This window comes from Streptomyces bugieae (assembly GCF_036352915.1).
Classification (GTDB): domain Bacteria; phylum Actinomycetota; class Actinomycetes; order Streptomycetales; family Streptomycetaceae; genus Streptomyces; species Streptomyces endophytica.
Window position 1 is genome coordinate 739,381 of sequence record NZ_JAZBJP010000002.1, and the last position, 24,168, is coordinate 763,548.

Genomic DNA, 24,168 nt, shown 5'->3' on the forward strand with positions numbered 1-24,168 from the left:
GGGCGAGAATCGGGAGTGTAGAGCGGCGTGATGTCAGCGATACGACGGGCTGTGACCGGTACCTGGGACCGCTTCGCGGCCTCCGATCCCGGTCTGCTGCGGTTGATGGCGGGACTGCGGACGGTGGGGGCGATCCTGGTCACGCTCGTCGTCCTGGCGCTGCTGCACACCGGCGTCACCCTGATGGTCGCGGGCGCGATGACGGCGATGGTGTCGACCTTCGCGATCCGGGAGAAGGAGGTCCGGGGCCAGGCGATCACGCTGGCGCTGGGCCTGCCCGTCGCGCTCGCCGCGATGTCCCTCGGGGCGCTGCTGCACGCCAGCGTCATCGCCGGCGATCTGTTCTTCCTGGCGCTGATCTTCGGTGCCGTGTACTCCCGCCGGTTCGGTGACCGCGGCACGGCGCTCGGACTGATCGGGTTCCAGGTCTACTTCGTGTCGCTGTTCGTGCGGGCCACCGTGCCGGCGCTGCCCCAGGTGGCGCTGACCCTGGCCGTCGCCTTCGCGGGCAGCGCGGTCGTACGGTTCACCGTCGTCCCGGAGACCCCGCAGCGCACCCTCGCCCGGCTGCGCGCCGCCTTCCGGGCGCGGCTGGCGCAGCTGGTGGCCACCCACCTCGCCCTCATGGACGCGGAGCCGGGGCAGCTGGACGACGTCCTGGACGATCTGCGCCGGGACACCGCGCGGCTGCACGAGGCGGCGCTGATGATCCAGGGCCGCCTGGAGGAGGGCACCCCGGACGAGGCCACGGCCGGGCTGCTGCAGCGCCGGGTCGCGGATGCCGAGATCGCCGCCGAGCGGCTGGGGATGCTGCTGCTCAACGCCCGCAGCGCCGAACGCGCGGACACCCTCACCCTGCACCTCCCGCACGCCCCGGTGCCCACCACCACGAGCGTGCTGGAGACCGGTGGCGATGTGCACACCAGGCTGCGGCGGGACCTGGAGGCGCTGAACCTGCTGGTGGCGCGGCGGGCGCCGGACGACCGCGGCACGGCGCTGGCGCACGTGCGCAACCGGCTGCTCGGCTACCGCGACGAGGACAAGCTGCCGCCGGCCTCGCCGGCCGTCCAGGACGCCTTCCGCGGTATCGGTGAGGCCGCGCGCGCCGTCCTGGGTCTGCGGCTGGCGCTGGACGGGCCGCAGGACGAGTCCGACGACTCGCCGGCCACCACGCGGTCCCGGGAGGAGTTCGACGCCGAGGACCTCGCGATCGTCGGGGCCGGGACGGACGAGGAGGGCGCCGGGTCCGAGGACGACCGCACCGGGCTGCAGCGGCCCACCACCCGGGCCGCCTTCCAGGTCGCGGTGGGCTCGGCGCTGGCCATCGTCGGCGGGGAGTTCCTGTCCAGCCAGCGCTGGTACTGGGCGGTGCTGACCTGCTGGGTGGTCTTCCTCAACACCTCGTCGACCGGCGAGATCCTGGTGAAGGGCTACCGCAGGCTGGTGGGGACGGTGTTCGGGGTGGTCGCCGGTGTCGGGCTGGCGGGACTGGTCGGCAACCACACCTGGACCGCGTTCGCCCTGGTGCTGGTGTGCGTCTTCGGCATGTTCTTCACCGCGCCGCTGTCGTACGCGCTGATGTCGTTCTTCGTCACGGCGATGCTCGGTCTGCTCTACACCCTCCTCGACACCTACAGCCTGTCCGTGCTGGTGCTGCGCATCGAGGAGACGGCGCTGGGCGCCGCCTGCGGGATCATCGCCGCGGCGCTGGTGCTGCCGGTGCACACCGACCGGCGTACGGACGAGCACCTGGACACCGTGCTGGTGCGGCTGCGGGAGGTGGTGGCCGCGGCGGTCGAGCAGCTGAGCGGCGGGCCCGCCGTCGACCTGCTGGGCCTGGCCCGTGATCTGGACACCGCCCTGGACGAACTGCGGGCCTCCACCCGGCCGTTGACGCATCCGATCACGCCGCTGCGGGTGCGGCGGCAGACCGCGCAGTATCTGGTGGCGCTGCTGGAGACCTGCGCCTATCACGCCCGGTCGCTGGCGGCGACGGCCGAACTCGTGCCGTACAGCAGGACGATCGCGGCCGATCCGCGGCTCTCGCTCGCCGGGAAGCGCATCGCGCGGAACCTGGATCTGATCGCCGCGCGGGTGCGGGACGAGCCGGCCGAGGGCGAGGTGGAGGCCGGGGCCAGCATCGCCGCGATGCTGGAGGCGAGCGACTCCCCGGCGCTGCGGTCGGGAACCGTCACCTTCCGCGTGCTGCGGCATCTGCAGCGGCTGGACGAGAACGTGGTGGGCATCGCCCGGCCGCTGGACGTGCCGGTGGCCGGCCGGAACGCCGGCCCGCGGGCCTGACCCGCCGGCCGGCCCGGGCGGTCACAACGCGATCTGCTCCCCCGGCTTCAGCAGCCGCAGCCGGTCCTCGCGGCCGGCCCGCCGGAAGGCCTCGACCAGCGAGTCGCTGCCCTGCGTGAAGTGGCCCCAGTGCTCGAAGTGCAGGGGTACGACCTGGCGGGCGCCGAGGAGGCCGGCGGCCTCGGCGGCCCGGTCGCTGGGGAGGGTGAGGTACGCGTCGCCGAGCAGTGGGGTCTGCGCGCCGCCGGCGAACAGCAGCGCCACGTCGAACGGTCCGAACCGTTCGGCGATCGCCCGGACCACGTCGAGCGAGGCGTTGTCGCCGCTGATGTACACCGTCGGCAGGCCGGCGCCGGACAGCACGAAGCCGGTGACCTCGCCGACCAGGTGCTCGGTGCCGTCGGGGCCGTGCTGCGCGGGGACTCCGGTGACGGTGAGGGTGCCGCCGTCCGGGCGGGGCAGGGTGAACTGTTCGCCGTCGGCCAGCGCCCGGACCGTGCCGCCGAGCCGTTCGCGCGCGGCGGCGGTGGACAGGACCAGCGGGGCCTCGGCGGTGTACGCCCGGCCGGCGCGGTCGAGATTGTCCGGGTGGTGGTCGTGGGAGAGCAGCACCGCGTCGACCGGGCCGACCTCCTCCGGGGTGAGCGCGGCGCCCGCCGTCTTGACCAGCTTCCGCTCGCCTATGGGGTAGTCGCCGGGCGGGTCGAAGGTGGGATCGGTCAGCAGCCGCACCCCGGCGATCTCCAGGAGTGCCGTGGGGCCGCCCACATACCGGACGGTGACTCCACCGGACGACGAGGATGCGCTCATGACTGCCTTTCGCTTGCAGGGACGCCGCCGGGGCGACGGTGCGGACGGCGGGAGGCCGTCCGCATGATCCGTAACACCGGTGTGCCGGGGCGCATTCCGGCCCGGGTCCCCGGCTAGTTCGCGAGCGGAACGGCCGCGCCGGTCACCCTGATCCGTGCGTCGTCGGGGTCGATGTCGACGTACAGGTCGCTGGGGCGGCCCATGTCCTCGCCCTGGCGGAGGTGGGCCCGCACCGGCTCGGTGACCAGACCGAGGGTGCGCAGATAGCCACCGAAGGCCGCGGCGGCGGCGCCGGTCGCCGGGTCTTCGACGACGCCACCGACCGGGAAGGGGTCCCGGGCGTGGAAGTCCAGGCGGTCCGGCGCCTGGCGCTGGACGAGGTGCACGGTGGTCCAGCCGTGCTCCCGCATGAGGGCGTGCAGGGCGTCGAAGTCGTAGTCGAGGGCGGCCAGCCGCTCCCGGCTGCGGACGGCCAGGACGAGGTGGTCGTTGCCGGCGAAGGCGATGTGCGGCGGCAGTTGGGGGTCCAGGTCGTCCCGGCTCCAGTCCAGCGCCCGGAGCACGGTGTCGACGAGGGCGGCGCCGGCCGGGCGGGAGTGCGCGGGCACGCTGGTGAGCGTGGCCCGCAGGCTGCCGTCCTGGCGGGTGGTGGACACCCTGATCTCGCCCGCCGGGGTGTCGAAGACCAGCTCTCCGGTGCCGGTCCGGGAAGCGAGGGCGACCGCGGTGGCGATGGTGGCGTGGCCGCAGAAGGCGACCTCGGCGAGGGGGCTGAAGTAGCGCAGCCGGTAGCGGCGGGCGGCGGTGTCGTGCGCGGTGACGAAGGCGGTTTCGGAGTACCCGACCTCGGCGGCGATGGCCAGCATGCGGGTGTCGTCGAGGGCCTCGGCGTCGAGCACCACACCGGCCGGGTTGCCGCCCGCGGGGTCGGTGGTGAAGGCGGAGTAGCGCAGCACCTCGACGTCCGCGTCCGCGTGCGCGACGAGGTGGGTGGAGGAGTCGGGGGAGGATGTCGTGTGGTTCGTCATGGGTTCACCGTGTCACCGCACGGCCATCGCGTCCAACGATAAATCTTGCTGATGTCCATCGGACATCGCGATAGCGTGGAGGAATGGAGACCCGGCTTCTGGAATCGTTCGTGGCGCTCGCGCGAGCGGGCAGCTTCACCGCCGCGGCCCGCACCCTGCATCTCGCGCAGTCCACCGTCACCGTCCAGATCCGCACGCTGGAGAAGGAGTTGGGGACGCCGCTGTTCGACCGACTGCCGTCGGGGACGGTCCCGACCGCCGCCGGGCTGCGACTGCTGGAGGAGGCCGAGGCGGTGCTCGACGCGGTGGCCCGGCTGCGGGCGACGGCCTCGGGCTGGCACGGCGACGCGGCGGGCGGGACGGTGGCGGGCCAGGTCACGATCGGGGCGGCGGACTCGCTGTGCGCCTCGCGGCTGCCGTCGGTGATCGCCGCCCTGCGGCGCACCCATCCCGGGCTGGAGGTCCATCTGAACGCCGTCGGCACGGCGGCGGCGGTGGACGGGCTGCGCAGCGGCCGGCTCGATCTGGCTCTGGTACTGGAGCCGGAGGTGGACGAGAGCGATCTGCCGGCCCTCCGGATCGCCGAACTGCCGTTGACGTACGTCGCGGCGCCGGACCATCCGCTCGCCGGGCGGACGGCCGGCTGGGAGGAGCTGGCCCGGGAGAGCTTCTTCGTCCACGAGGAGGGCTGTTCCTACAGTGACCGGCTGGTCCGTGCCCTGCAGGGCGTGCCGGGAACTCGTCCTGGAATCACCCGATTCGGCAGCATCGATGCCGCCCGCTCGTGCGTGGCGGCGGGCCTGGGACTGACCCTGCTGCCGGAAGTGACGGTGGAGGGGCAGCTGGCGGACGGCCGACTCGCCGCCGTGTACGGACCGGAGGCGCCGCCCGTGCCCGTGCAGCTCGTCCGTCATCGCAGGCGGTGGCTCTCGCCGGGCGCCCGGGCGGTCACCGAGGAGCTGACCGCGGCCTTCGCCGACACCTCCCTGTGACATCCGCCATAACCTCCCCCGGCCGCCACTAAGCCGGCTAGTAGCAATCCCTTCCACCGACATAGGGGATTTGTCCGCCTTGAGGCGGCGATTCCCCATGGATGCGCGGACGGCCTGCGGCCCGACGGCCTTTCGTCCCCACGAGACGAGCATGACGGCCCTTCTGACGGGGTGACAGGCATTCCCGGGAATTGGCCGCACCCGGCAGCACACCTCACCGCCGGCGACAAGGGCCGACTCGCACTACTAAACGCATTAGTAGATACCACCTCCCGCTTTCCTTGCCTTATGCGCCGGGGCTTTCCAAAAATGACGACCCCCATTACCGAATGAGGTCATCGATGACGAAGCACCGCCGGACGAGGCATTACCGGAAAATAGCCATCGGCGCCCTGGCCGTCAGCGCGCTCGCCGTGCCGACCGCCGCCATGGCATGCCTGAACGGACCGGGTGAAGGCCATTGGGGCCACGGGAAATGGCACGGGAACGCCCACCGCCACCACCACTGGGGAAGCGCCGGATCGCACGCGAAGCCGAGCGCGGGGACCACCCGGAAGGCCGCCGCGACGCCGAGCGCGACGGCGAGCGGCGCGCCGGCCTCCGGCACCGCGGCCAGCATCCTGAAGCTGGTCAACAGCGAGCGCAGCAAGGCCGGTTGTTCCCCGCTGAAGCTCAATGCGAAGCTGACGAAGGCGGCGCAGGACCACAGCAAGGACATGGCCGCGCACCGGAACATGTCCCACACCGGTTCCGACGGGTCGGACCCCGGCCAGCGGATCACCCGCGCCGGGTACCGGTGGAGCGCGTACGGCGAGAATGTCGCCTACGGATATTCCTCGCCGCAGAGCGTGATGAAGGGCTGGATGGACAGCCCCGGCCACAAGCGCAATATCCTCGACTGCTCCTTCAAGGAGCTCGGTGTCGGCCTCGCCCAGCCCGGGGATTACTGGACACAGGACTTCGGCACGGCCGGATGAGGCAGTCCCGGAACGGCCGGATGCGGCAGTCCCAGCAGGGCCGGATGAGGCAGTCCCGGAACGGCCGGATGACGGCCGGCTGAATTCCTCCGGTCCCAGGTCTCGCCGTTCCGATGTTCCGCCGCGTTCCGCGCGGTCCTCAGCCACCCGCCCGGTCGTGATCGATCAGCAGGTGCCGGGGGCCGCGCAGGACGGGGCTGCGGCGGTACGGGGGCGGGTCCTCGACGAGCCGGGGGGCGTCGAGGTGCTGGATGAGGGCGGTGAGCGCGGCCTGGGTCTCCAGCCGGGCCAGCGGGGCGCCGAAGCAGCTGTGGACGCCGCCGCCGAAGCCGAGGTGCTGGTTGTCCTCGCGCCCCGGGTCGAACCGGTCCGGTTCGGGGAACCGCCGTGGGTCGCGGCTGCCGGACGCCAGCACGAGGATCAGCGGGGCGCCGCGCGGGACGGTGACGCCGTTGATCTCGATGTCGGCGAGCGGGGTGCGCTGCGGCAGCATCTGCACCGGCGGCTCGTAGCGCAGGAGTTCCTCGACCGCCCGCGGCATCAGCGCCGGCTCGTTGCGCAGGCGCTCCAGCGCCTCGGGGTGGCGCAGCAGGGTGAGCATGCCGTTGGTGATCAGGTTGACGGTCGTCTCGTGGCCGGCGATCAGCAGCAGCACGGCGGTCGTCATGATTTCGATCTGGTTGAAGCCGCCGTGGTCGGGTCCCGGGTCGGTGGCGAACGCGGAGAGCATGTCGGCGCCGGGGTCGCCGCGGCGTGATGCGGCGAGTTCGCCGAGGTAGATGCCCATCGCCCGGCGGGCGTCGGCGGCCGCGCGCTGCCGTTCGGTGGGATCCGCGCCCCGGGCGGGGTCGAGCCCCGACACGATCGTGTCCGACCAGCCGCGGAACGTCGGCTCGTCCTCGGTCGGTACGCCCAGCAGCCGGCAGATCACGGTCACCGGCAGCGGGTAGGCGAACTCGTCGACGAGGTCGATGCGGTCCCTGGTCCGGAGCTGGGCGAGCAGGTCCTGGACGATGCGGGTGATCTCGCCGTGCAGGGCGTCGATCCGGCCGGGATTGTGGGGCGGCCCGAAGGAGCGCATGGCGAGGCTGCGCAGCCGGTGGTGTTCGGGGTCGTCCAGGCCGATGAAGGACGGCGGGATGCCCTGCTCCTCGTCGCCCGCCTCGTCGGGTTCGGTGCGGTTGCGGCGGTCGGAACTGATCCGCGGGTCGTGCAGCAGGGCAGTGATCTCGTGGTACGTCCCGACCAGGTAGCTGCCGTTCTGCTGCCGGGCCACTCCGTGCTCGCGCAGTTCGGCGTAGAGCGGGTACGGATCGGGCCGGCTGGCGTAGTCCGTGATCCGCTCGATGAGGGTCTCGGGGTCCGCGGCCATGGGCGGGGCTCCTCACGCGGTGGGGGACGGTGGTCCGTCCGTGGTCTCAGCGGCCCGGTTGGACCAGGGTCAGGCGACGGTCGGGCAGATGGCCGGTGAGGGCGACGGTCGGGCCGTGCGAGAGCACCTTGGGGTCCGGGACGTCGGAGGGGACCGGGGCCGGGGACTCGCCCTGGTCGGCGGCGCCCGGCGCGGGCGGGAACGGCGCCGCGGTCTCGATCAGGCGCTGGTAGTACTCCAGAGATTTGGCCTGGTTGACGCTCACCGCCGCGGTGACCCGCCCCCGGTAGCCGTAGACGGCGACCAGCCGGAGCTCCTTGAGGGAGCCCTGGGCGATGACCACCTGGTCGGAGAAGGTGGGGACGCCGACGGACTTGATGTTCAGGCCGAACTGGCTGGACCAGAAGGCCGGTACGGTCAGGTGCGGGCGCCGGCGCGGCCCGGGGTTGACCATGTTGTGGGCGGCCACCTCGGCCTGGGCGACCGCGTTGCCCCAGTGCTCCAGGGACAGCAGCTGGTACTCGAAGAGCGGGTGCGGGAACCGCGCCACGTCGCCGGCCGCGAAGACGTCGTCGGTCACGATCCCGTACATGTCGAACGCCCGGCAGCCCGCGTCGCAGGTGACCCCGCGCGGCCCGGCGGCAATGCCGGATTCGGCCACCCACTCGGTGTTGCGGACCGCGCCCAGGGCGACCACGGCGACATCGGCGTCGATCCGCGTGCCGTCGGAGAACCGGGCGCCGATGAGCCGCCCGGCGCGGTCGCCCTCCAGGGCGGTGACCGTCACCCCGCAGCGCAGGTCGACGCCGTGCGCGCGCTGCAGTTTGGCGGCGAGGGCGCCCAGCGTGCCACCGAGCGCACCGACGAGCGGCGCCGGTCCGCGTTCGGCGACGGTCACCGCGAGGCCCCGCTCGATGCAGCCGGAGGCGATCTCCGAGCCGGTGAAGCCGGCGCCGATGACCAGGACGCGGCGCGGCCCGGCGTCCAGCCGCGCGGCGAGCCCGGCCGCGTCCCCGCTCGTGCGGAGGGTGAACACCCCCTCCAGGGCGGCCTCTTCCGGGTTCGGCCAGGGCCGGGCCCGGGTTCCGGTGGCGATCAGCAGCCGGTCGTAGGGCTCCTCCGTGCCGTCGGCGAGCAGCACGCGCTTGCCCAGCGGGTCGAGCCCGGTGGCCCGTACGCCGAGCCGCCAGTGGGCGTCCACCGGGCGGCGCCGCGGCAGCCCGGTGTCGCCCGCGGAGACCCGGCCGAGCAGGACCTGCTTGGACAGCGGCGGCCGGTCGTACGGCGGCTGGGCCTCGTCGCCGATCAGGGTCAGCGAGCCGGCGAAGCCCTCGTCGCGCAGCGTCTCGGCGGCCCGCAGCCCGGCGAGCGAGGCACCGACGATGACGATCCGGCCGTCGCGGGGGTCACCGTTCACCGGTACCGGCCTCCTCTCCCACGAGGATGGCCTGCACCGGGCACGCGGCGACCGCCCGCAGCACGCGTTCCTGCTGCCCGTCCGGGACGACCGGGTGGTACAGCAGGGCTTCCTCGCCGTGCATGGCGAACACCTCGGGGGCGAGGAAGGCGCACTGCGCGTACCCCTGACAGCGATTGAGGTCGACGACGACGTTCATCGGTCCGCTGCCACTCCTCTCACCCCGTAGTCCCGGCACGTCCGCATGCGCGCGGTGGGCGTTGGCTCGTCGTCCCTGTCTACCGCGCGTCGCGGAGCGGGGCAGGTGGAGCGGGGCCGTTGGAGGGGCCAGCGTCGGCCCGTACATGCGCGAGGTCATCGAGGGCGGCGGGTACCCGCAGCCGGCCCGCCGGGTGATCGAGGCGGAGGACACCGGGCCGGACGAGGGCTTCGAGTTCGGCCTGCGGTGCGTCCTCGACGGCGTCGGGGCCCTCGCCGATTGATTTTCGATCGAAATCTATCGACAATCGATCGATGCATCGCTTTTTCATCCTCGCGCTCCGGGCCGGCATCGTCGCGGCGATCCTGGTCGGCCTCTTCGGCCAGATCGTGGTCATCCCGACGACGGCGGCCGATCAGGTCGACCGCTTCCCGCCCTACGCCCCGTTCGCCGCGCCGTATGTGACGGTCGCCGTCGTCGGCGTCGCCTGCGTCCAGGTCGCGCTCGTCGCGGTGTGGATGCTGCTCGCCATGGTCCGGCGCGACGCGCTCTTCAGCCCGCGCGCCTTCCGCTGGGTCGACACCCTGATCGGGGCCTCGGTCGTGGCGACGCTGCTGGCGCTCGGGGTCACCGGGCATCTGGCGCTGGCCGAGATCCCTTCGCCCGGCGACGGCATGCAGGTCATCGGCGCCCTGGGTGCCGCGCTCGCGAGCGTCGGCGTGGGAGCGGCGTTCGCCATGCTCGTCGTCGTCATGCGCGGCCTCCTGCGCAAGGCGACGGATCTGCAGACCGAGATGGCCGAGGTGGTCTGATGGCGATCGTCGTCGACCTCGATGTGCAGCTCGCCCGACACCACATGTCGGTGGGCGAGTTCGCCGCCGCCGTCGGCATCACGCCCGCCAACGTCGCCGTGTTGAAGAACGGCCGCGCCAAGGCGGTGCGGTTCACCACGCTCGACGCGATCTGCCGCACGCTCCGCTGCCAGCCGGGCGACGTGCTGCGCTGGGTGCCCGACGACGACACGGACGAGGGCTGAGGAACCTCGATCCTCCGCCGGTGGCCTCAGCCCTCCCCCGGCACCTCAGCCCTCCGCCAGCACCGCCCGGATCACATGCCGGGCGTTGTGCGCCATCGTCGGGTTGGTCCGCCGGTGGTACGGCAGCGCGATCAGCGCCTGGGAGAGCGTCCGCGCCCGGCCGCGGGTCCAGGTCGCGTCGTCCACGTCCAGCGCCTCGCGGAACACCTTCCGGGCGTCGGCCGGCAGCAGGTTCCACGCCGGGAACAGGTCGCAGGCCGGATCGCCCACCCCCATGCACCCGAAGTCGATCACCGAGGTCAGCCGGCCGCCGTCCACCAGCAGATTGCCCGGCATCAGATCGGCGTGCAGCCAGACCGGGGGCCCGTCCCAGCCGGGGGTGCACAGCGCGTCCTCCCACACGGCGGCCACGGCGTCGCAGTCCACGGCCTCCTCCGGGATCCCGCGCAGTTCCTCGACGGCCGCCCGGGTCGCCGTGTCGAGCGAGGCGAGCGGCCCGCCGCGGTAGGCCGCCGGCGCCCCGCGGAGGGTGAGGCTCCGCATCGCCGTCACGAACCCGGCCAGATCCTTGGCCAACAGAACCGGCTCGCCCAACGCGCCCGCCTGCGGGTTCTCCCCCGCCAGCCACCGGTACACCGACCACGGCCACGGATACCCCTCGGCGGGCTCCCCGGCCGCGAGCACCTCGGGGACGGCCATGGGCAGCCGCGGCGCGAGACGGGGCAGCCACTCCTGCTCCAGCGAGATGTCCGGGGCCCCGCCCTCCACCAGCGGCAGCCGTACGACCAGGTCGTCGCCCAGCCGGTACATGGCGTTGACCGTGCCGCCGGACGGAAACCGTTCCACCGGCAGCTCCGCCCAGTGCGGGAACTGCCCGGCGATCAGCCGCCGTACGAGGTCGTCGTCGAGGGGGTACGGGCCGGGGCGCCTCTGCCCTGTGCTGCTCATGGGACGCCATCCGACCGCCGGACAGCGGCGGGCGTCAAACGCTTTTCGGGAGGACCTCGCCGCGGCCGGCGATGCGGTCGGTGCGGCGCGCCGGTCAGCGCACCGAGGCGGCCGGCGGGCGTTCGCGCAGGGCGCCGTAGGCGAGGAAGTACGCCGGCACCCGGTTCAACCACCGGGACCGGGTGAGCAGTTCGGCCAGCCGCTCGGCGCGCCGCGGATGGCCGAACGGGGGCCGGCCGGTCAGCACCGGCTCGATGACCCGGGCGTGCGCCACCCGTTGCAGACCCTGGGTGAGCACCGTCGTCGGCCACCGGCGGCGCTGGACACCGCGGACGTCCGACAGGCCCACCGTCCCGGCGCGCAGCGGTTCGACGAGGTAGCGGGCGGCGGCCACCGCGTCCTCGACGGCGAGGTTGATGCCGATGCCGAAGACCGGTGACATCGCGTGCGCGGCGTCACCGATGCACAGCAGCCCCGGCCGGTGCCAGCGCCGGAGCCGGTCGAGGCGCACATCGAGGAGTTTGACCTCGTCCCAGGACCGCACGGCGTGCGCCCGGTCGGCGAGCCAGGGAACGGCGGCGGTGAACTGGTCCATGAACGCGTCGAGGCCGGCGGCACGGCGTTCGGTGTCGGTCCCCTTGGGGATCAGCCCGGCGCACTGCCAGTAGTCGCCGCGGTCGATCATGGCGGTGAGGAAGCGGTCGCCGACGCCGCCCACGAGCCCGTGCGGATCGCCGTCCCGCCGCGGCAGCCGGAACCACCAGGCGTCCATCGGGCAGGCGAACTCCTCACGTCCCAGTTCGGGCAGCGTCCGGGCCAGCGAGCCGCGGCCGTCGCAGGCCACGGTGAGGGTGGCCCGCAGTTCCCCGGTCCGCCCGTCGGAGGTGCGGTACCGCACCCCGGACACCCGGCCCCCTTCCATGAGGAACGACGTCGCCTCCGTGCTCATGCGGACGGAGAACGACGGCTCCTGCCGGGCCTCGTCGGCCAGGAGGTCGAGGAGGTCCCACTGCGGCACCATCGCGATGTAGTTGAATCTGCCCGGCAGTGCCCCGATGTCGCCGACGGTGACCAGCGAACGGCCCGGCCCGAGCGGCAGCTGAACGGTCGTCACCCGCCGCTGCGGCAGGGCCGCGAACCGCTTGCCCAGGCCGAGGTCGTCCAGCAGCGCCAGCGTCGAGGGGTGCACGGTGTCGCCGCGGAAGTCGCGCAGGAAGTCGCCGTGCTTCTCCAGGACGGTGACCTCCACGCCGGCCCGGGCCAGCAGCAGGCCGAGGACCATTCCGGCGGGGCCGCCGCCCACCACACAGCACGTGGTCCGTTCCATCGCACCGCTCCTTCCGCGGAATTCCCGGGTCCGCCACACCCGCACCAGACTGCGCACGGGCATCGGCACAGGCATATATGCCCGGACGCCCCGGTGGCCAGACCCGGGGCCGGGCCGGCCCCGGGGTCCGCCGTGCCGGAGCGTGGTTTACCGCTTCACCGCGGGAGGCCGGCTCACCAGGTGTGGGCGACGTCCACGATCAGCTGGTTGCCGGACTGCTGCACCCGGAACGGCAGCTTGGCCCGCACGCCCAGGCCGATCTGCGTCTGGCCCTCGAAGCTCGCCCCGAAGCGGGTGTCCTTGAAGGTCCGGTATCCGCTGATGTTCACGCCCGGCAGCGGCTTACCGGCCGTCCCGGCGTAGGTCTGCTTGCCGGTCGCCGGGTCGTAGCTCGGGGCGGAGACGTAGACCTGCAGGATGGCACCGCCCTGGACCGGTATCTGCTCGCCGGAGCCGTCCTGGTGGAAGGCGTCGACATAGCCGACGTGGTAGCCGACCTTGCCGGTGGCGCCGCCGATGTCGAACACCATGCGGTCGTAGCAGGTGTTCTGGCTGGTGGTGATGTTCTTCAGCGGCTGGGCGTTCGCCTCGGTCGCGGTCTTGTCGAGGCTCCCCCAGTTCGTCGTGCAGGCGGTGACCGTGCCGTGCGTGCCCACCGGGCCGGTCGCGGCGCCGGCCATTCCGGCCGTCCCGAGCACCCCGGCGCCCGTCAGGACGACCACCGTGGCCGCTGTCGCCAACCGTCGCATTTCTGCCCCCAAAGGAAGGTGATGGATGAAGTCCGCGCGGTAGGACCGACGGGACGGCACGGACGTTGCCCCAGGGACGCATTCCGGTCAGCGCGCGGCGGAAGTTGTCGTGAAAACGGGGTCGCCGGCCGGGTGCGGAGCCGTGTCGCGGGTCATCGGACGGGCCGCCGGTCAGCGCACGCCGTGTGGCCGGAACTGGATGCTGATCCGCGGTCCGGCCGCCCGGGTGCTCTTGGGTATGGCGTGCTCCCACGTCCGCTGGCAGGAGCCGCCCATGACGATCAGATCGCCGTGCCCGAGCGGCCGCCGTACGGTGCCGCCGCCGCGGCGCGGCCGCAGCAGCAGGTCCCGGGGCACGCCCACGGACAGGATGGCGACCATGGTGTCCGCCCGGCGGCCGCGGCCGGTGCGATCGCCGTGCCAGGCCACGCTGTCCCGGCCGTCGCGGTAGTAGCAGAGCCCGGCCGTGGTGAACGGTTCGCCCAGCTCGTCGGCGTAGTGGGCGCAGAGCGCCGCCCTGGCCTCCGTGAGGACGGGGTGCGGCAGGGGGTCGTCGGCCTGGTAGAAGGCGAGCAGCCGCGGGACGTCCACGACGTGGTCGTACATCTGGCGGCGCTCGGCCTGCCAGGGGACGTCCGCGGCGAGCCGTACGAACAGCGCGTCCGCGCCGCTCAGCCAGCCGGGCAGCAGATCGATCCAGGCCCCGTCACCGAGCTCGGTCCGGCGTATGCCGCGCAGCGGGCCGAGACGGATCTCGTCGGTCTGGTCGAAGAGCGAGCCCTGGAGTTGCGTGCCCATGCCTCCAGCCTACCGAGAGATTCGAAAATCTGTTCTGCCACCCGTCCGGCCGGGTCACTGATCAGGGCTCCGCGGTCGCCGCCCGGGTCCGCTCGTCCGCGTCCGCCAGCCAGAAGTACACCGGCGGCAGCACGAGCTCCAGGACGGTCAACGGGACCTGGAACCACTGCGGCGGACCGTGCACCGCCAGCGAGAGCAGCCGGCCGATCCCGCCGAGCAGGAAGATCCCGGCGAGCGCGCGCACCGCCTTCGCCGGGATCGGTGCCTGCCGGGCCGTCCAGATCCAGGCCAGTCCGTACCCGAGGAAGATCGCGTTGTAGAACCGCTCCCGGCTGTCCACGGTCGCACCGGCCGATCCCTCGCCCGGTACCGAGGCGATGCCCAGCACCAGATGGAACGCCCCGATCGCCACACAGGCGATTCCCATGGCCCACACCAGCCACTTGAGCGCTCGATCCATGACCGTTACCCCCTTCGTCTCGTGCGGCTCAGGCCGTGGCCTGGTCGGTGGCGCGCCGGCGGGCGGCGGCGGCCCCGGCGGGGTCGCCGAGCAGGTCGGCGAGCCGGGCCTTGGCGAACCAGTTGTACGGGCACACCGGGCGCAGGTTGCCGCGTTCGCTGAGCAGGGTGCGGGCCAGGTCCGTCCGGCCCGCGCGGAGGGCGGCCTCGACGAGGGTGCGCTGGAGGGCGTCCCGCTGGGCATGGCTGCCGCCGAAGTCGTTGAGGCGGTGGCGGACCGGCAGCAGATGCTCGACGGCCGCGGCGTGGTCGTGCCGGCCGTAGGCGATCAGGGCGCGGCAGACCGGCAGGCCGATCTCCGCGGTCATCCACCGGTTGGAGACCGCGGGGGCCGAAGTCACCCAGTTCTCCCGGTCCTTGACGAGGCGCTCCGCCCGGTCGATGCGGTCGGCGCCGACGTAGGCCATGACGGCGTGGGCGTCGTTGAAGGCGTAGTGCGGGCCGTCGGCCCGGCGCTCCCAGGCGTCGGCGAGCCGGGCCCAGCGGGTGCCCTGGTCGTCGCCGGCCAGATGGAGCCGCCACAACAGGGCGGCGGCGTCCAGCAGTTCCATCGCCGCGCCCGGGGACCCGTCGCGGTGCAGGGACGCGTCGTAGATCTCCAGGACCCGGGCGGTGTTGCCGGTCTCCAGGGTGAAGAGGGCGTAGTGCCACCAGTTGTGCACGGTGAGGAGGGTGTCGCCGGACCAGTTGCCGGTGCGGTCGTCCAGGAAGCGGATGCCGTCGGTGAAGCGTCCGCGCATCTCGTAGGTGTGCGCGACGCCGTGGATGCCCCAGACGTCGTCCGGGTGCTGCGCGAGGGCGGCCAGGCCGGTCTCCTCCGCGCGCTCGTAGTGGCCGGACTCCTCCAGGCCGAAGGCGTACATGCCGAGCAGCGGGCCGTGGTGCGGATCGTGTGCGTCCCAGGCGTCCAGGGCCCCGCCGACCCGGTCGCGCAGCCGCTGGGCGTCGCCGGTGAGGAAGTCGTGCTGGTGCCCGGCGATGAGGGCGAGCACGTCGCGGGGGAAGGCCACGGTGAGGTCGCCGAGGATGCGCCCGGCACCGTGCAGATCGCCGTCCAGCCAGGTCGTCGCGGCGGCGAGGTGCATCCGCTCACGGGGCGTCAGTTTCCCCTCGTCCAGATCGGCGAGGAAGCCGTGGAAGGCCGTGCGGGCCTCGGCCGCGTCCTTCTCCTCGGTGCCGAGCACGCCCAGATACGCGGCGAGGGCCCGGCCCATGACCGACCGCGGCGAGTCGGCGAGCACGGCCCGGGCCGAGTCCACCACCCGCGGCCGGAAGAAGAGCAGGTCGTCCAGCGCCTGTTCGTAGTGACCGAGGGCTTCGGAACTGGTGTCGCTCATCACGTGCCCGTGGCGGTCCGTGGTCATGGAGGGCTCCTGGTGCCGGGAACATCGTCGCTGATGACCATCGTCCCCGGCGCGGACGCGGTTCAGCAGGCGCTTCGCCCGGAACTGGCCGAATCGGCCCAGCCGGGGCGTTCCGGGGACCTTCCGGAAACGCCGCGGGAGGGGACCGGGAGAATGACCGTGCGCACGGGCGTGCGGTGTCATCCCGTGCACGCCGCGTGGACCGACATGGGCCAGAGGAACACTGCGAGGGGAGCAGGTCGTGCGAAGTGCCACGGTGACGCCCGGGGGCGACCGGATGCGGTGGGTGGAGCTGCCGGGGGCCGAGCCCTGCCGGGTGTACGTGCACGGGCTCGGCGCCGCGTCGCTCCCGTACTTCACCGAGGTGGCGGTGCACCCCCGGCTGGCCGGCCACCGCTCCCTGCTCGTCGATCTGCTCGGGCACGGCATCAGCGACCGCCCCACGGACTTCGACTACACCCTGGAAGCGCACGCCGATGCCCTGGCCGCCGCCCTGGAGTCGGCCGGGGTCGCCGGGGCCGAGCTGATCGCGCACAGCATGGGCGGTTCGGTGGCCATCGTCCTGGCCGCCCGGCATCCGCGGCTGGTGTCCCGCCTGGTGCTCGTCGACGCCAACCTCGATCCGCTCACCCCGGCGCCCGGGACCGGCGGCAGCCGCGGCATCGCCGCGTACTCCGAGGAGGAGTTCCGCTCCGGCGGCTGGGAGGAGGTGGGCGAGCGGGCCGGGGCGCACTGGTGGTCCACCATGCGCCTGGCCGGCCGGGAGGCGCTGCACCGCAGTGCCACCCACCTCGTACGCGGCACCTCGCCGACGATGCGGGAGCTGCTGCTGGAGCTGACGGTCCCGCGCACCTACCTGCTGCCGGAGGCCGACGGTCCGCTCCCCGGCGCCGAGGCCCTCGTCCGGGCGGGGGTGCAGGTCGTGGCCGTCCCGGACTGCGGGCACAACATCATGCTCGACAATCCGGCGGGCTTCGTACGGGCCACCGCGGCAGCTCTCACGCCACCCAGTGGGGCCGACGGGCGGCGGACGGGACCGTGAGGTCGGCGGCGAGGGCGGTGGCCATGCGCTGCACCGCCTCGCGCAGGGTGTCCACCGGCGTGGTGTAGGGAATGCGCAGGCGCTGTTCGAAGAGGCCCGGGTCGGTGGCGAAGTAGGCGCCGCTCTCGATCCGTACGCCGTGCTCCAGCGCCCGTTCCGCCAGCGCCGAGGCGACCGGCTCGCCCAGGTCGACCCAGAGCGACAGCCCGCCCGGCGGCAGCCGCCAGGTCCACTGCGGGGTGTGCTCGGCCAGGGCCTCGGCGAGGGCGGCGCGTTGCCGGCGCAGCTGTTCCAGGCGGGCCGGCAGCAGGTCGCCGGCCTGCGCCAGCAGGGTGAGGGCCAGCAGCTGGTCCACGACGGAGCCGCCCATGTCGGTGGCGACGCGCTGGCCGGCGAGTTCGGTGACGAGCCGGGCGGGGGCCCGCAGCCAGCCGATGCGCAGACCGCCCCAGTGGGTCTTGCTCATCGAGCCGATGGTGATGACCTGCCCGGTGCCGCCGGGGGTGGCGTGCGAGGCGAACGGGGGCGGGGCGGGGACGTCGAGGGCGAGGTCGGCCAGGGTCTCGTCGATGACCAGCCAGGTGCCGGAGCGCCCGGCCGCGCGCAGGGTGCGCACGCGTTCCCGCTCGGGCATCAGGCAGCCGGTCGGATTGTGGAAGTCCGGTATCAGATAGGCCAGTTGGGGCACGACCTGGCGCAGAGTGGACTCGATGATCTCGATGTCCCAGCCCTCGTCCGTCACCGGGACCGACACGGCACGGAGCTGGGCGCGGCGCAGGGCCTCCAGGGCGTTCGGGTAGGACGGGTTCTCCACCATGACCCGGTCGCCGGGGCGGCAGAGCAGTCCGATGACGAGGGTGAGGGCGTGCTGGGCGCCGGAGGTCACCAGGATCTGTTCGGGGAGGGTGGGCAGGCCGCGCCGGGTGAAGCGTTCGGCCAGGGCGGCGCGCAGGTCCGGCAGGCCGTAGGGGTGGTAGCCGGGGGTGGGGGCGTGCTCGGCCAGTTGCGGGGCGATCTGGGTGAGGGCGTCGACGAGCGTCCGCTGCGGCAGCCCCGGGGCGGCTCTGGCCAGGTCGATCGCGGTGTCCTGCGGGCCGATGAGCCGTGAAATGCCGCGCGGGGTACGGCCCTCGGGCAGGTCCGTCCAGGTACCGGAGCCCTGCCGGCTGTGCGCGTAGCCGCTCTCGCGCAGCAGGTCGTACACGGCGGTGATGGTGGTCCGGCTCGTGCCGAGTGCGACGGCCAGTTCCCGCTCGGCGGGGAGGGTGGCGTGCAGCGCGATGCGGCCGTCGAGGATCAACGTGCTGAGGGCCTGGGCGAGATGGCGGTAGGCGGGCCGGGCCCCCGCGGGGTCGGGCAGCAACGCGGCGAGCTGCCGGGCCCCCACGGTCCGGCCCGGGCGGGGTGCCCGGTCCGCGGGCAGGGACGGAGCTGCGTCCACCACACCATTCTCCTGCGATTGGCCGTGTCGTCCGGGCCAATCACTCTACAGAGTGGCCGCATTGGCCTGGAAAGCGGGCCTGGAAGGCAACTGTGCAGACGGAGGTGACGCCGTACGTGGAGACGTACGGCGTCACGTACGGCAGGAGGCAACCGCCCATGCGGCAGGACATCACCACGACGGACCGGGATCGTCGCCCTGGGAAGGCCACGGTTCCCGCCCCTCCCCCGCTCACCCACCTCCCCCTCGCCGAACACCCGTTGCGGCGGCTGCTCCAACTGTTCGCCGGCCTCACCCTCTACGGATGCAGTCTCTCGCTCATGGTGCGGGCCGGGCTGGGGCTCAGTCCCTGGAGCGTGCTGAACGAGGGGCTGGCGGAGCGCACCGGCCTGAGCTTCGGCACCCTCACCGGCCTCGTGGGGGCGCTCGTCCTGCTCCTGTGGATCCCCCTGCGGCAGCGGCCCACCTTCGGGACCTTCGCCAACATCGTGGTCCTGGCGGGCTCCTCCGACCTCGGCCTCTGGCTCCTCCCCCGGCACCTCGGGCTCCCCGCCCGGATCGGCCTGCTCACCGGCGGCGTTCTCCTCAACGCGTTCGCCATCGCCGTCTACGTCGGCGCGCGGTGCGGCCCCGGCCCCCGGGACGGGCTGATGACCGGCGCGTCCGCCGCCACCGGGCGTTCGCTCCGGCTGGTCCGGACACTGATCGAGATCAGCGTGCTCGTCGTGGGCCGGCTGCTCGGCGGAAGCGTCGGTGCCGGCACCGTGCTGTACGCGCTCGCGGTCGGCCCGACGACCCAGTTCTTCCTGCCCCGGTTCGTCTACCGGAGCCCCGCCGAAGGCGGCCCGGTCAGTCCGCGGCCGCGCCGACGCCGTCGCGGCAGTCCGGGTGACCCCAGCCGTCCGGGTTCTTCGCGATGGGTTCGCCGGCCGCGTACGAACGCCCGCAGCGGCAGCGGCCGGGGAACTTGGCGTTGAGCGTGCGGCCGGAATTCCCGGACGTACGGCGGCGCGGTGTGGAGGCCGTCTTCGCCGTGGGGCCGGCGGTGGCGCGGCGTCGGGTGCCGGCCGGTCGGGCGCTGTCCGCGGCGGCCGGCGGCTCCGGCGACCCGAGGGCGCTGCCGGCGGCTTCCTGGACGGTCGCGGCCTGGCTGGCGGCGCGGTCGGCGAAGTCGTTGAGCCGGTCGCCGTCCACCTGGTGCGCGGGCACATAGCGGAATTCCACCGTGCGGCCGGCGAGCAGTTCGTCGATGCGGACGACGAGTTCCTGGTTGGCGACGGGCTTGCCGGCGGCGGTCTTCCAGCCCTTGCGCTTCCAGCCGGGCAGCCAGGTGGTGACGGCCTTCATCGCGTACTGGGAGTCCATCCGGATCTCCATCGGCAGGGCCGGGTCGGTGGCCGTGAGCAGGCGTTCCAGCGCCGTGAGCTCCGCGACGTTGTTGGTGGCGGTGCCCAGCGGACCGGCCTCCCAGCGGACGACGGTCTCCCCGGCATCGGCGAGGACCCAGGCCCAGCCCGCGGGCCCGGGGTTTCCTTTGGAGGCGCCGTCACATGCGGCGATCACGCGTTCAGCCATGCCCGCGATCATGCCAGGTCAGGGGCCGTGGGGCGAAGTCGTCCGGGCTGCGGTGAGCGCTCCGCGGGCGACGCCGGGCGCGGTGCGATGGCCGCTCCTAGGCTGGGTGGAACGGATGCCTCCGTCACGGGAGAGCCCCATGACGTACCGCTTCGGCGCGAACGACCAGTTCAACTACGAGATCCTGCTCGCGCTGGGCTCGGCATGGCGGCGGGGTGCGGACGTGGGTGAGGTGCTGTCCACCGCCGCGACCCTCACCCGGGGCGACGGGGAGGCCTGGGTACGGGCTTGGGGCGGTCTCGGCCGCAGGGTCCGCGAGCGGGCCGAGAAGTGCGCCGCCCAGGGGCGGGCGGTCAGCGCCCGGGACGCGTACCTCCGGGCGGCCGGATACTTCGGCATGGCGCTGGTGGCCGTCGATGCCTGCCCGGACCCCGAAGCCCGGCTCCGCGAGCTCTTCGCGGAGCACCGCATCTGCTTCGACCGCTTCGCGGCCGCAGGGGACCCGCCGGCCGAGCGCGTCACGATCCCCTACGAGGACCGCACGCTGCCGGGCTACCTGTTCGGCCCGCCGGACCGTACGGGAAGGCTGCCGACGGTGATCGTCAACAACGGCAGCGACGGCCCGGTCTCGGCCGCCTGGACGCTGCTCGGGGCGCCCGCGGTGGAGCGCGGGTACCGCACCCTGCTCTTCGACGGGCCGGGCCAGCAGTCCCTGCTGTTCGAGCACGGGGTCACCTTCCGCCCCGACTGGGAGCAGGTGATCACGCCGGTCGTCGACTTCCTGACCGCGCGGGCCGACGTCGACGCCGAGCGGCTCGTCCTCGCCGGGATCAGCCAGGGCGGTTACTGGGTGCCCCGGGCGCTCGCCTTCGAGCACCGCATCGCCGCCGCGGTCGCCGATCCCGGGGTCGTCGAGGTGGTGGCGAGCTGGTGGCCGAATCTGGGCCCTGACCTGCGCGTACTGTGGGAATCCGGCGACCGCGAGACCTTCGACCGCGTGCTGCGCGAGGCCATGGCGGAGTCCCCCGAGCTGGCCGCCAGGTGGCGCCGGCGGGCGAAACCGTACGGCGTCGAGTCGCCCTTCGACCTGCTCACCGAGGTCTCCCGGTACACCGTGCTGCCGGTGGTCCACCGGATCACCACCCCGCTGCTCATCACGGACCCCGAGGGCGAGCACTTCTGGCCCGGCGCGTCCGCACGCCTCTTCGACGCCCTGCCGGGCCCCAGGGAACTGATCCGCTTCACCGAGGCCGAGGGCGCCCACCTGCACTGCGAACCGATCGGCCGCGCCCGCTTCGAGCAGCGCGTCTTCGACTGGCTCGACGCACGGCTGGGCATCGATTCCGGGGCCGCGCTGCCGGGGCCGGGCGGCGCTCTTGAACAGGAAAGGAAATTTTCCTGAGCCTCTAGGCAGGGGCCGCCGGGCGTAGCACCATCGGCCGTAGGGGCCCGGGCCCGAACCCGCCCGGCCTCCTCCGGACACAGCACTCGACAGGTCGGCACAGACCGACGTGGCTCCACCTATCTCGACGTTCCCACTGTGAGCGCACCGGCGCCGGTGTTCGACACCGCGGCACCCGACGCGCCGGTGCCGGAATCGAGACCATCATGAGACTGCTCGCTGAGCGGCGGCCGGACGTACAGGCCCGGTCCGACGCCCTTCGCTCTCCCCCGCTCGGCGCGGACCTCGGTCTGCTCCTCCTGCGCCTGACCGTCGGCCTCCTCATGGCCGGCCACGGCGCCCAGAAGCTCTTCGGCTTCTACGACGGCTACGGGCTCGGCGGAACCGGCAGGGCCTTCGCCGCCCTCGGCTTCCACCCGGGCAGGTTCTACGCGGGCCTGGCCGGCGCCTCCGAATTCCTCGGCGGCCTCGGGCTCGCGGCCGGTCTGTTCACCCCCCTCGCCGCGGCCGCCGTCATCGGCGTGATGATCAACGCGATGATCCTCGGCGTTCCGCACGGGCTCTGGACGACCGACGGCGGCATCGAGTACCCGCTGTGCCTCGGTGCGGTCGCACTCTCGATCGCCGCGATCGGGCCGGGGCGTTTCGCACTGGACCGGCCGTTCCGGTGGCGGGACGGTGGTCTCGGCTGTGCGGCCTTCGCCCTGGGGGTGGGTGGCCTGGGCGCCGCACTCGTACAGCTCCTGGGCCTGTGACGCCGGGCCGGACCGGCCCCGCCGACCGTGGACGGACCTATGCTGAGGCGGATGTTCGCACCCGAAGGTCCCACGTTCCGTGAACTCGCCGTGCAGGCGCTGTCGTCCGTCGAGCACGGCTATGACCTGCTCGCCCCGAAGTTCGACCACACGCCGTTCCGGACGCCGGAGTCGGTGCTGGCTCCGGTGTCGCGGGCGCTGCGCGAGCTCGGCCCGTTCGGGAGCGGCCTCGATCTGTGCTGCGGTACGGGCGCGGGCATGGACGTCCTGCGGCAGGTGTGCCGCGAGCGGGTGACCGGCGTCGACATCAGCGCCGGGATGCTCGCGGTGGGCCGCGCCCGGGAGACGGTGCCCGCCCGGGCGCCACGGATGGAGTGGGTGCGCGCGGATGCGCGGGCCCTGCCGTTCGGGCCGGTCTTCGACCTCGTGGTGAGCTTCGGGGCGTTCGGGCACTTCCTGCCGGGTGAGCGCCCCGGGCTGTTCGCGCAGGTCCGCTCCGTGTTGCGGCCGGGCGGCCGGTTCGCGTTCCCGATCGCGGCGCCGTCCCGGCCGGGGTCGGCCGCGTACTGGATGCTGGCGGGGTTCGACGCGGTGATGCGGGTCCGCAACGCGCTGTGGCACCCACCGTTCGTCATGTACTACCGGCCGTTCCGGCTGAGTGACGTCCGTGCGGAACTGGCGCGCGCCGGCTTCGCCGTACGGCTGCACGCCCTGCCGGAGCTCGGCCGGCGCCCGGACGGCAGCCCCCGGTGCCGGCTCGTGGTGGCCACCCGGGCCGAGGCGGTGTGACGGCCCGCACCCGGCCCGGAACTGTCCGCAGGATCAAGGGAGTTGACAGGCCGCGCACAGCCGTCGCAGCGTGGACCGCATACCGGCGCGGTTGCGTGTGGCGCGCCGGCCGGCCGGGGTGCCGGTGAAGAGCAGTCCGAGCGTTTCGGCGATCCGGGAGCGCCATCCGCCGCGCCGGTGGTCGATCCAGTACTCGGTGACCCGGGTTCCGCCGCCGTCCGCCGCCGGGGCGAAGCGGTAGCCCCAACGGGCCACCGGCAGGCCGAAGGTGGCGACGTCGAAGGCGAACTCCCGGCCGGGTTCGTCGACGACGATCCGGCACTGGGTGAACCACACCCAGAAGGCCCGGCGGTTGAAGCCCACGAACCGGTCGCCGTGCCGCCACACCCCGATGACTTCCGGACTCCACTCCTTCATCCGGCGGAGGTCCGATACGGCCTGGTAGAGGACGTGCGGCGGGGCGGCGCACTCCAGGGACTCCTCTGCGGTCCATTCCCGTGCGGTCATCGTGCGGCTCCTTCGTGCGCAGTACCGGCTGCGGTGGTGGGGGCGTCGGTGCGGGCGGCCACGACCGTGGCGGCGTCGAGGATCTGGCGGGTGACGGCGGCCGTGTCGGACAGGACGGAGAGATGTCCGCAGCCCGGCCGGACGACGAGGCGGCCGTCCCGGCATGCCGCGAGGAAGCGGCGCTCGTCGCGGCGGAGCTGATCGCGGGCCCCGTTCACCAGCCAGACCGGGCCGGGATAGGCCGAGAGCAGGGACACCGGGTCCATCCCGCAGACGGTCTCGATGATGCTCGGCATCAGCTCGCTGCTCAGACCGCCGGCGACCATGGCCTCGGCCAGCGGGGCGGGGAGCGCACGGCGGAAGGCGTAGGCGCTCAGCCGGTTGGCCGCCTCGGGGTGCCTGCCCCCGAGGCGTGCCGCTCCGCGGTAGGCGGTGCGGAGCACCCCTCGGGGTACGGCGGTGCAGCCCATCGCCATCAGCCCGCTGACGCGTTCCGGGTGGCGGGCGGCGGTGGCCGTCGCGACGTAGCCGCCCAGGGACAGGCCGATGAGCATCGCCCGGCCGCCGACCTCGTCGATGGCGTCGGCGACCGCCGCCACGGCGCCGGGCAGGGTGAACGGTTCGCCGCGCCGGGAGCCGTGGCCCGGCAGGTCGGGTGCGACCGCGGGATGGCGGGTGCCGATGGCGTGGATCACGGGGTGCCACATCGTGCCGCTGACGCGCATGCCGTGGACGAAGACGAGGGGCAGCCCGGCTTCCGAGGGTGGTTTCATGCCCGGCACGCTAACAGGAAATGCAACGCAACGTTGCGTTGTTTTTC

At 73.3% G+C, this 24,168-nt stretch carries 25 protein-coding genes and 1 pseudogene; 11 read left to right on the top strand and 15 right to left on the bottom strand.

Translation table 11 applies throughout. The features are described from left to right. Window positions 1–30 precede the first annotated feature (30 nt). Window positions 31–2,301 carry an FUSC family protein gene (locus tag V2J85_RS08410; RefSeq protein WP_261954103.1) on the top strand — a complete coding sequence of 757 codons (2,271 nt, stop codon included), beginning with the start codon at window positions 31–33 and terminating at the stop codon, window positions 2,299–2,301. Between the two features lie 21 nt (window positions 2,302–2,322). On the opposite strand, the gene V2J85_RS08415 is transcribed toward V2J85_RS08410, so the two are convergent. Next, window positions 2,323–3,111 carry an MBL fold metallo-hydrolase gene (locus V2J85_RS08415; protein ID WP_330821097.1) on the bottom strand — a complete coding sequence of 263 codons (789 nt, stop codon included), beginning with the start codon at window positions 3,109–3,111 and terminating at the stop codon, window positions 2,323–2,325. A 113-nt stretch (window positions 3,112–3,224) separates the two neighbouring features. Beyond that, complete coding sequence (locus tag V2J85_RS08420; protein WP_261954105.1) at window positions 3,225–4,139, bottom strand: PhzF family phenazine biosynthesis protein; 915 nt, start codon at window positions 4,137–4,139, stop codon at window positions 3,225–3,227. 83 nt (window positions 4,140–4,222) lie between these two features. On the opposite strand from V2J85_RS08420, the gene V2J85_RS08425 reads away from it, so the two are divergent. Both V2J85_RS08425 and V2J85_RS08430 read left to right on the top strand, forming a co-directional pair. Then, a complete protein-coding gene (locus tag V2J85_RS08425) occupies window positions 4,223–5,131 on the top strand; it encodes a LysR family transcriptional regulator (protein ID WP_261954106.1) in 909 nt (302 codons plus the stop codon). A 341-nt stretch (window positions 5,132–5,472) separates the two neighbouring features. Further along, complete coding sequence (locus tag V2J85_RS08430; RefSeq protein ID WP_261954107.1) at window positions 5,473–6,108, top strand: CAP domain-containing protein; 636 nt, start codon at window positions 5,473–5,475, stop codon at window positions 6,106–6,108. Between the two features lie 139 nt (window positions 6,109–6,247). Here V2J85_RS08430 and V2J85_RS08435 read toward each other — a convergent pair whose 3' ends face one another. The 3 genes from V2J85_RS08435 to V2J85_RS08445 are packed head-to-tail and all read right to left on the bottom strand — an operon-like array spanning window position 6,248 to window position 9,096. Then, entirely contained in the window at window positions 6,248–7,480 is a 1,233-nt protein-coding gene (locus tag V2J85_RS08435; protein WP_330821098.1) for a cytochrome P450, read from the bottom strand. 46 nt (window positions 7,481–7,526) lie between these two features. Continuing rightward, a complete protein-coding gene (locus V2J85_RS08440; protein WP_261954109.1) occupies window positions 7,527–8,897 on the bottom strand; it encodes an NAD(P)/FAD-dependent oxidoreductase in 1,371 nt (456 codons plus the stop codon). Beyond that, entirely contained in the window at window positions 8,887–9,096 is a 210-nt protein-coding gene (locus V2J85_RS08445; protein WP_261954110.1) for a ferredoxin, read from the bottom strand. The genes V2J85_RS08440 and V2J85_RS08445 overlap by 11 nt, the downstream gene beginning before the upstream one ends. 145 nt (window positions 9,097–9,241) lie before the next feature. On the opposite strand from V2J85_RS08445, the gene V2J85_RS08450 reads away from it, so the two are divergent. From V2J85_RS08450 to V2J85_RS08460, 3 genes are read left to right on the top strand one after another with little or no spacing between them, the layout of a single operon-like run. Beyond that, entirely contained in the window at window positions 9,242–9,379 is a 138-nt protein-coding gene (locus V2J85_RS08450) for a hypothetical protein (RefSeq protein WP_261954111.1), read from the top strand. 31 nt (window positions 9,380–9,410) lie between these two features. Next, on the top strand, window positions 9,411–9,908 hold the full coding sequence (locus tag V2J85_RS08455) for a DUF2975 domain-containing protein (RefSeq protein WP_330821099.1): 498 nt from the start codon (window positions 9,411–9,413) through the stop codon (window positions 9,906–9,908). Then, on the top strand, window positions 9,908–10,132 hold the full coding sequence (locus V2J85_RS08460) for a helix-turn-helix domain-containing protein (RefSeq protein WP_261954113.1): 225 nt from the start codon (window positions 9,908–9,910) through the stop codon (window positions 10,130–10,132). The genes V2J85_RS08455 and V2J85_RS08460 overlap by 1 nt, the downstream gene beginning before the upstream one ends. A 45-nt stretch (window positions 10,133–10,177) precedes the next feature. Here the strand turns inward: V2J85_RS08460 and V2J85_RS08465 are convergent, their stop codons facing one another. From V2J85_RS08465 to V2J85_RS08490, 6 genes are all read right to left on the bottom strand, one after another. Further along, window positions 10,178–11,080 (bottom strand): aminoglycoside phosphotransferase family protein, encoded by a 903-nt coding sequence (locus tag V2J85_RS08465; protein WP_261954114.1) that lies wholly within the window; start codon window positions 11,078–11,080, stop codon window positions 10,178–10,180. 94 nt (window positions 11,081–11,174) lie between these two features. Further along, a complete protein-coding gene (locus V2J85_RS08470) occupies window positions 11,175–12,407 on the bottom strand; it encodes an FAD-dependent oxidoreductase (RefSeq protein ID WP_330821101.1) in 1,233 nt (410 codons plus the stop codon). 173 nt (window positions 12,408–12,580) lie between these two features. Continuing rightward, window positions 12,581–13,156, bottom strand: a complete 576-nt coding sequence (locus V2J85_RS08475) for an AMIN-like domain-containing (lipo)protein (protein ID WP_261954116.1) — start codon at window positions 13,154–13,156, stop codon at window positions 12,581–12,583. Between the two features lie 171 nt (window positions 13,157–13,327). Next, window positions 13,328–13,954 (bottom strand): alpha-ketoglutarate-dependent dioxygenase AlkB, encoded by a 627-nt coding sequence (locus tag V2J85_RS08480; RefSeq protein ID WP_330821102.1) that lies wholly within the window; start codon window positions 13,952–13,954, stop codon window positions 13,328–13,330. 61 nt (window positions 13,955–14,015) lie between these two features. Beyond that, window positions 14,016–14,414, bottom strand: coding sequence for a DUF4345 domain-containing protein (locus V2J85_RS08485; protein WP_261954118.1), 399 nt, complete (start codon window positions 14,412–14,414; stop codon window positions 14,016–14,018). A gap of 28 nt (window positions 14,415–14,442) precedes the next feature. Beyond that, the gene (locus V2J85_RS08490) at window positions 14,443–15,837 is read right to left on the bottom strand and encodes a tetratricopeptide repeat protein (RefSeq protein ID WP_261954119.1); all 1,395 of its coding nucleotides are present in this window, start codon (window positions 15,835–15,837) and stop codon (window positions 14,443–14,445) included. 241 nt (window positions 15,838–16,078) lie between these two features. Between V2J85_RS08490 and V2J85_RS08495 the strand changes: the two genes are divergently transcribed. Then, complete coding sequence (locus tag V2J85_RS08495; RefSeq protein WP_261954120.1) at window positions 16,079–16,879, top strand: alpha/beta fold hydrolase; 801 nt, start codon at window positions 16,079–16,081, stop codon at window positions 16,877–16,879. Here V2J85_RS08495 and yczR read toward each other — a convergent pair. Next, a complete protein-coding gene (gene yczR, locus V2J85_RS08500; RefSeq protein ID WP_330821103.1) occupies window positions 16,836–18,323 on the bottom strand; it encodes a MocR-like transcription factor YczR in 1,488 nt (495 codons plus the stop codon). The genes V2J85_RS08495 and yczR overlap by 44 nt on opposite strands. 155 nt (window positions 18,324–18,478) lie before the next feature. Between yczR and yczE the strand changes: the two are divergent. Next, window positions 18,479–19,171 (top strand): annotated as a pseudogene (yczE, locus tag V2J85_RS41610) (membrane protein YczE); the annotation flags it as partial. Here the strand turns inward: yczE and V2J85_RS08510 are convergent. Next, on the bottom strand, window positions 19,170–19,907 hold the full coding sequence (locus tag V2J85_RS08510; RefSeq protein WP_315975425.1) for a ribonuclease H family protein: 738 nt from the start codon (window positions 19,905–19,907) through the stop codon (window positions 19,170–19,172). The pseudogene yczE and the gene V2J85_RS08510 sit on opposite strands and share 2 nt — an antisense overlap. Before the next feature lie 127 nt (window positions 19,908–20,034). On the opposite strand from V2J85_RS08510, the gene V2J85_RS08515 reads away from it, so the two are divergent. The 3 genes from V2J85_RS08515 (at window position 20,035) to V2J85_RS08525 (ending at window position 22,841) form a co-directional block, all read left to right on the top strand. Then, complete coding sequence (locus V2J85_RS08515; RefSeq protein ID WP_330821104.1) at window positions 20,035–21,297, top strand: alpha/beta hydrolase family protein; 1,263 nt, start codon at window positions 20,035–20,037, stop codon at window positions 21,295–21,297. A gap of 206 nt (window positions 21,298–21,503) precedes the next feature. Then, window positions 21,504–22,052: a DoxX family protein gene (locus tag V2J85_RS08520; protein WP_261954124.1), complete on the top strand. Its 549-nt coding sequence runs from the start codon at window positions 21,504–21,506 to the stop codon at window positions 22,050–22,052. 51 nt (window positions 22,053–22,103) lie between these two features. Beyond that, window positions 22,104–22,841 carry a class I SAM-dependent methyltransferase gene (locus V2J85_RS08525; RefSeq protein WP_261954125.1) on the top strand — a complete coding sequence of 246 codons (738 nt, stop codon included), beginning with the start codon at window positions 22,104–22,106 and terminating at the stop codon, window positions 22,839–22,841. Between the two features lie 33 nt (window positions 22,842–22,874). Here V2J85_RS08525 and V2J85_RS08530 read toward each other — a convergent pair whose 3' ends face one another. Together V2J85_RS08530 and V2J85_RS08535 are read right to left on the bottom strand one after the other, a co-directional pair. Beyond that, complete coding sequence (locus V2J85_RS08530; protein ID WP_261954126.1) at window positions 22,875–23,348, bottom strand: SRPBCC family protein; 474 nt, start codon at window positions 23,346–23,348, stop codon at window positions 22,875–22,877. After that, the gene (locus tag V2J85_RS08535; protein WP_330821106.1) at window positions 23,345–24,121 is read right to left on the bottom strand and encodes an alpha/beta fold hydrolase; all 777 of its coding nucleotides are present in this window, start codon (window positions 24,119–24,121) and stop codon (window positions 23,345–23,347) included. The genes V2J85_RS08530 and V2J85_RS08535 overlap by 4 nt, the downstream gene beginning before the upstream one ends. Window positions 24,122–24,168: the final 47 nt, after the last annotated feature.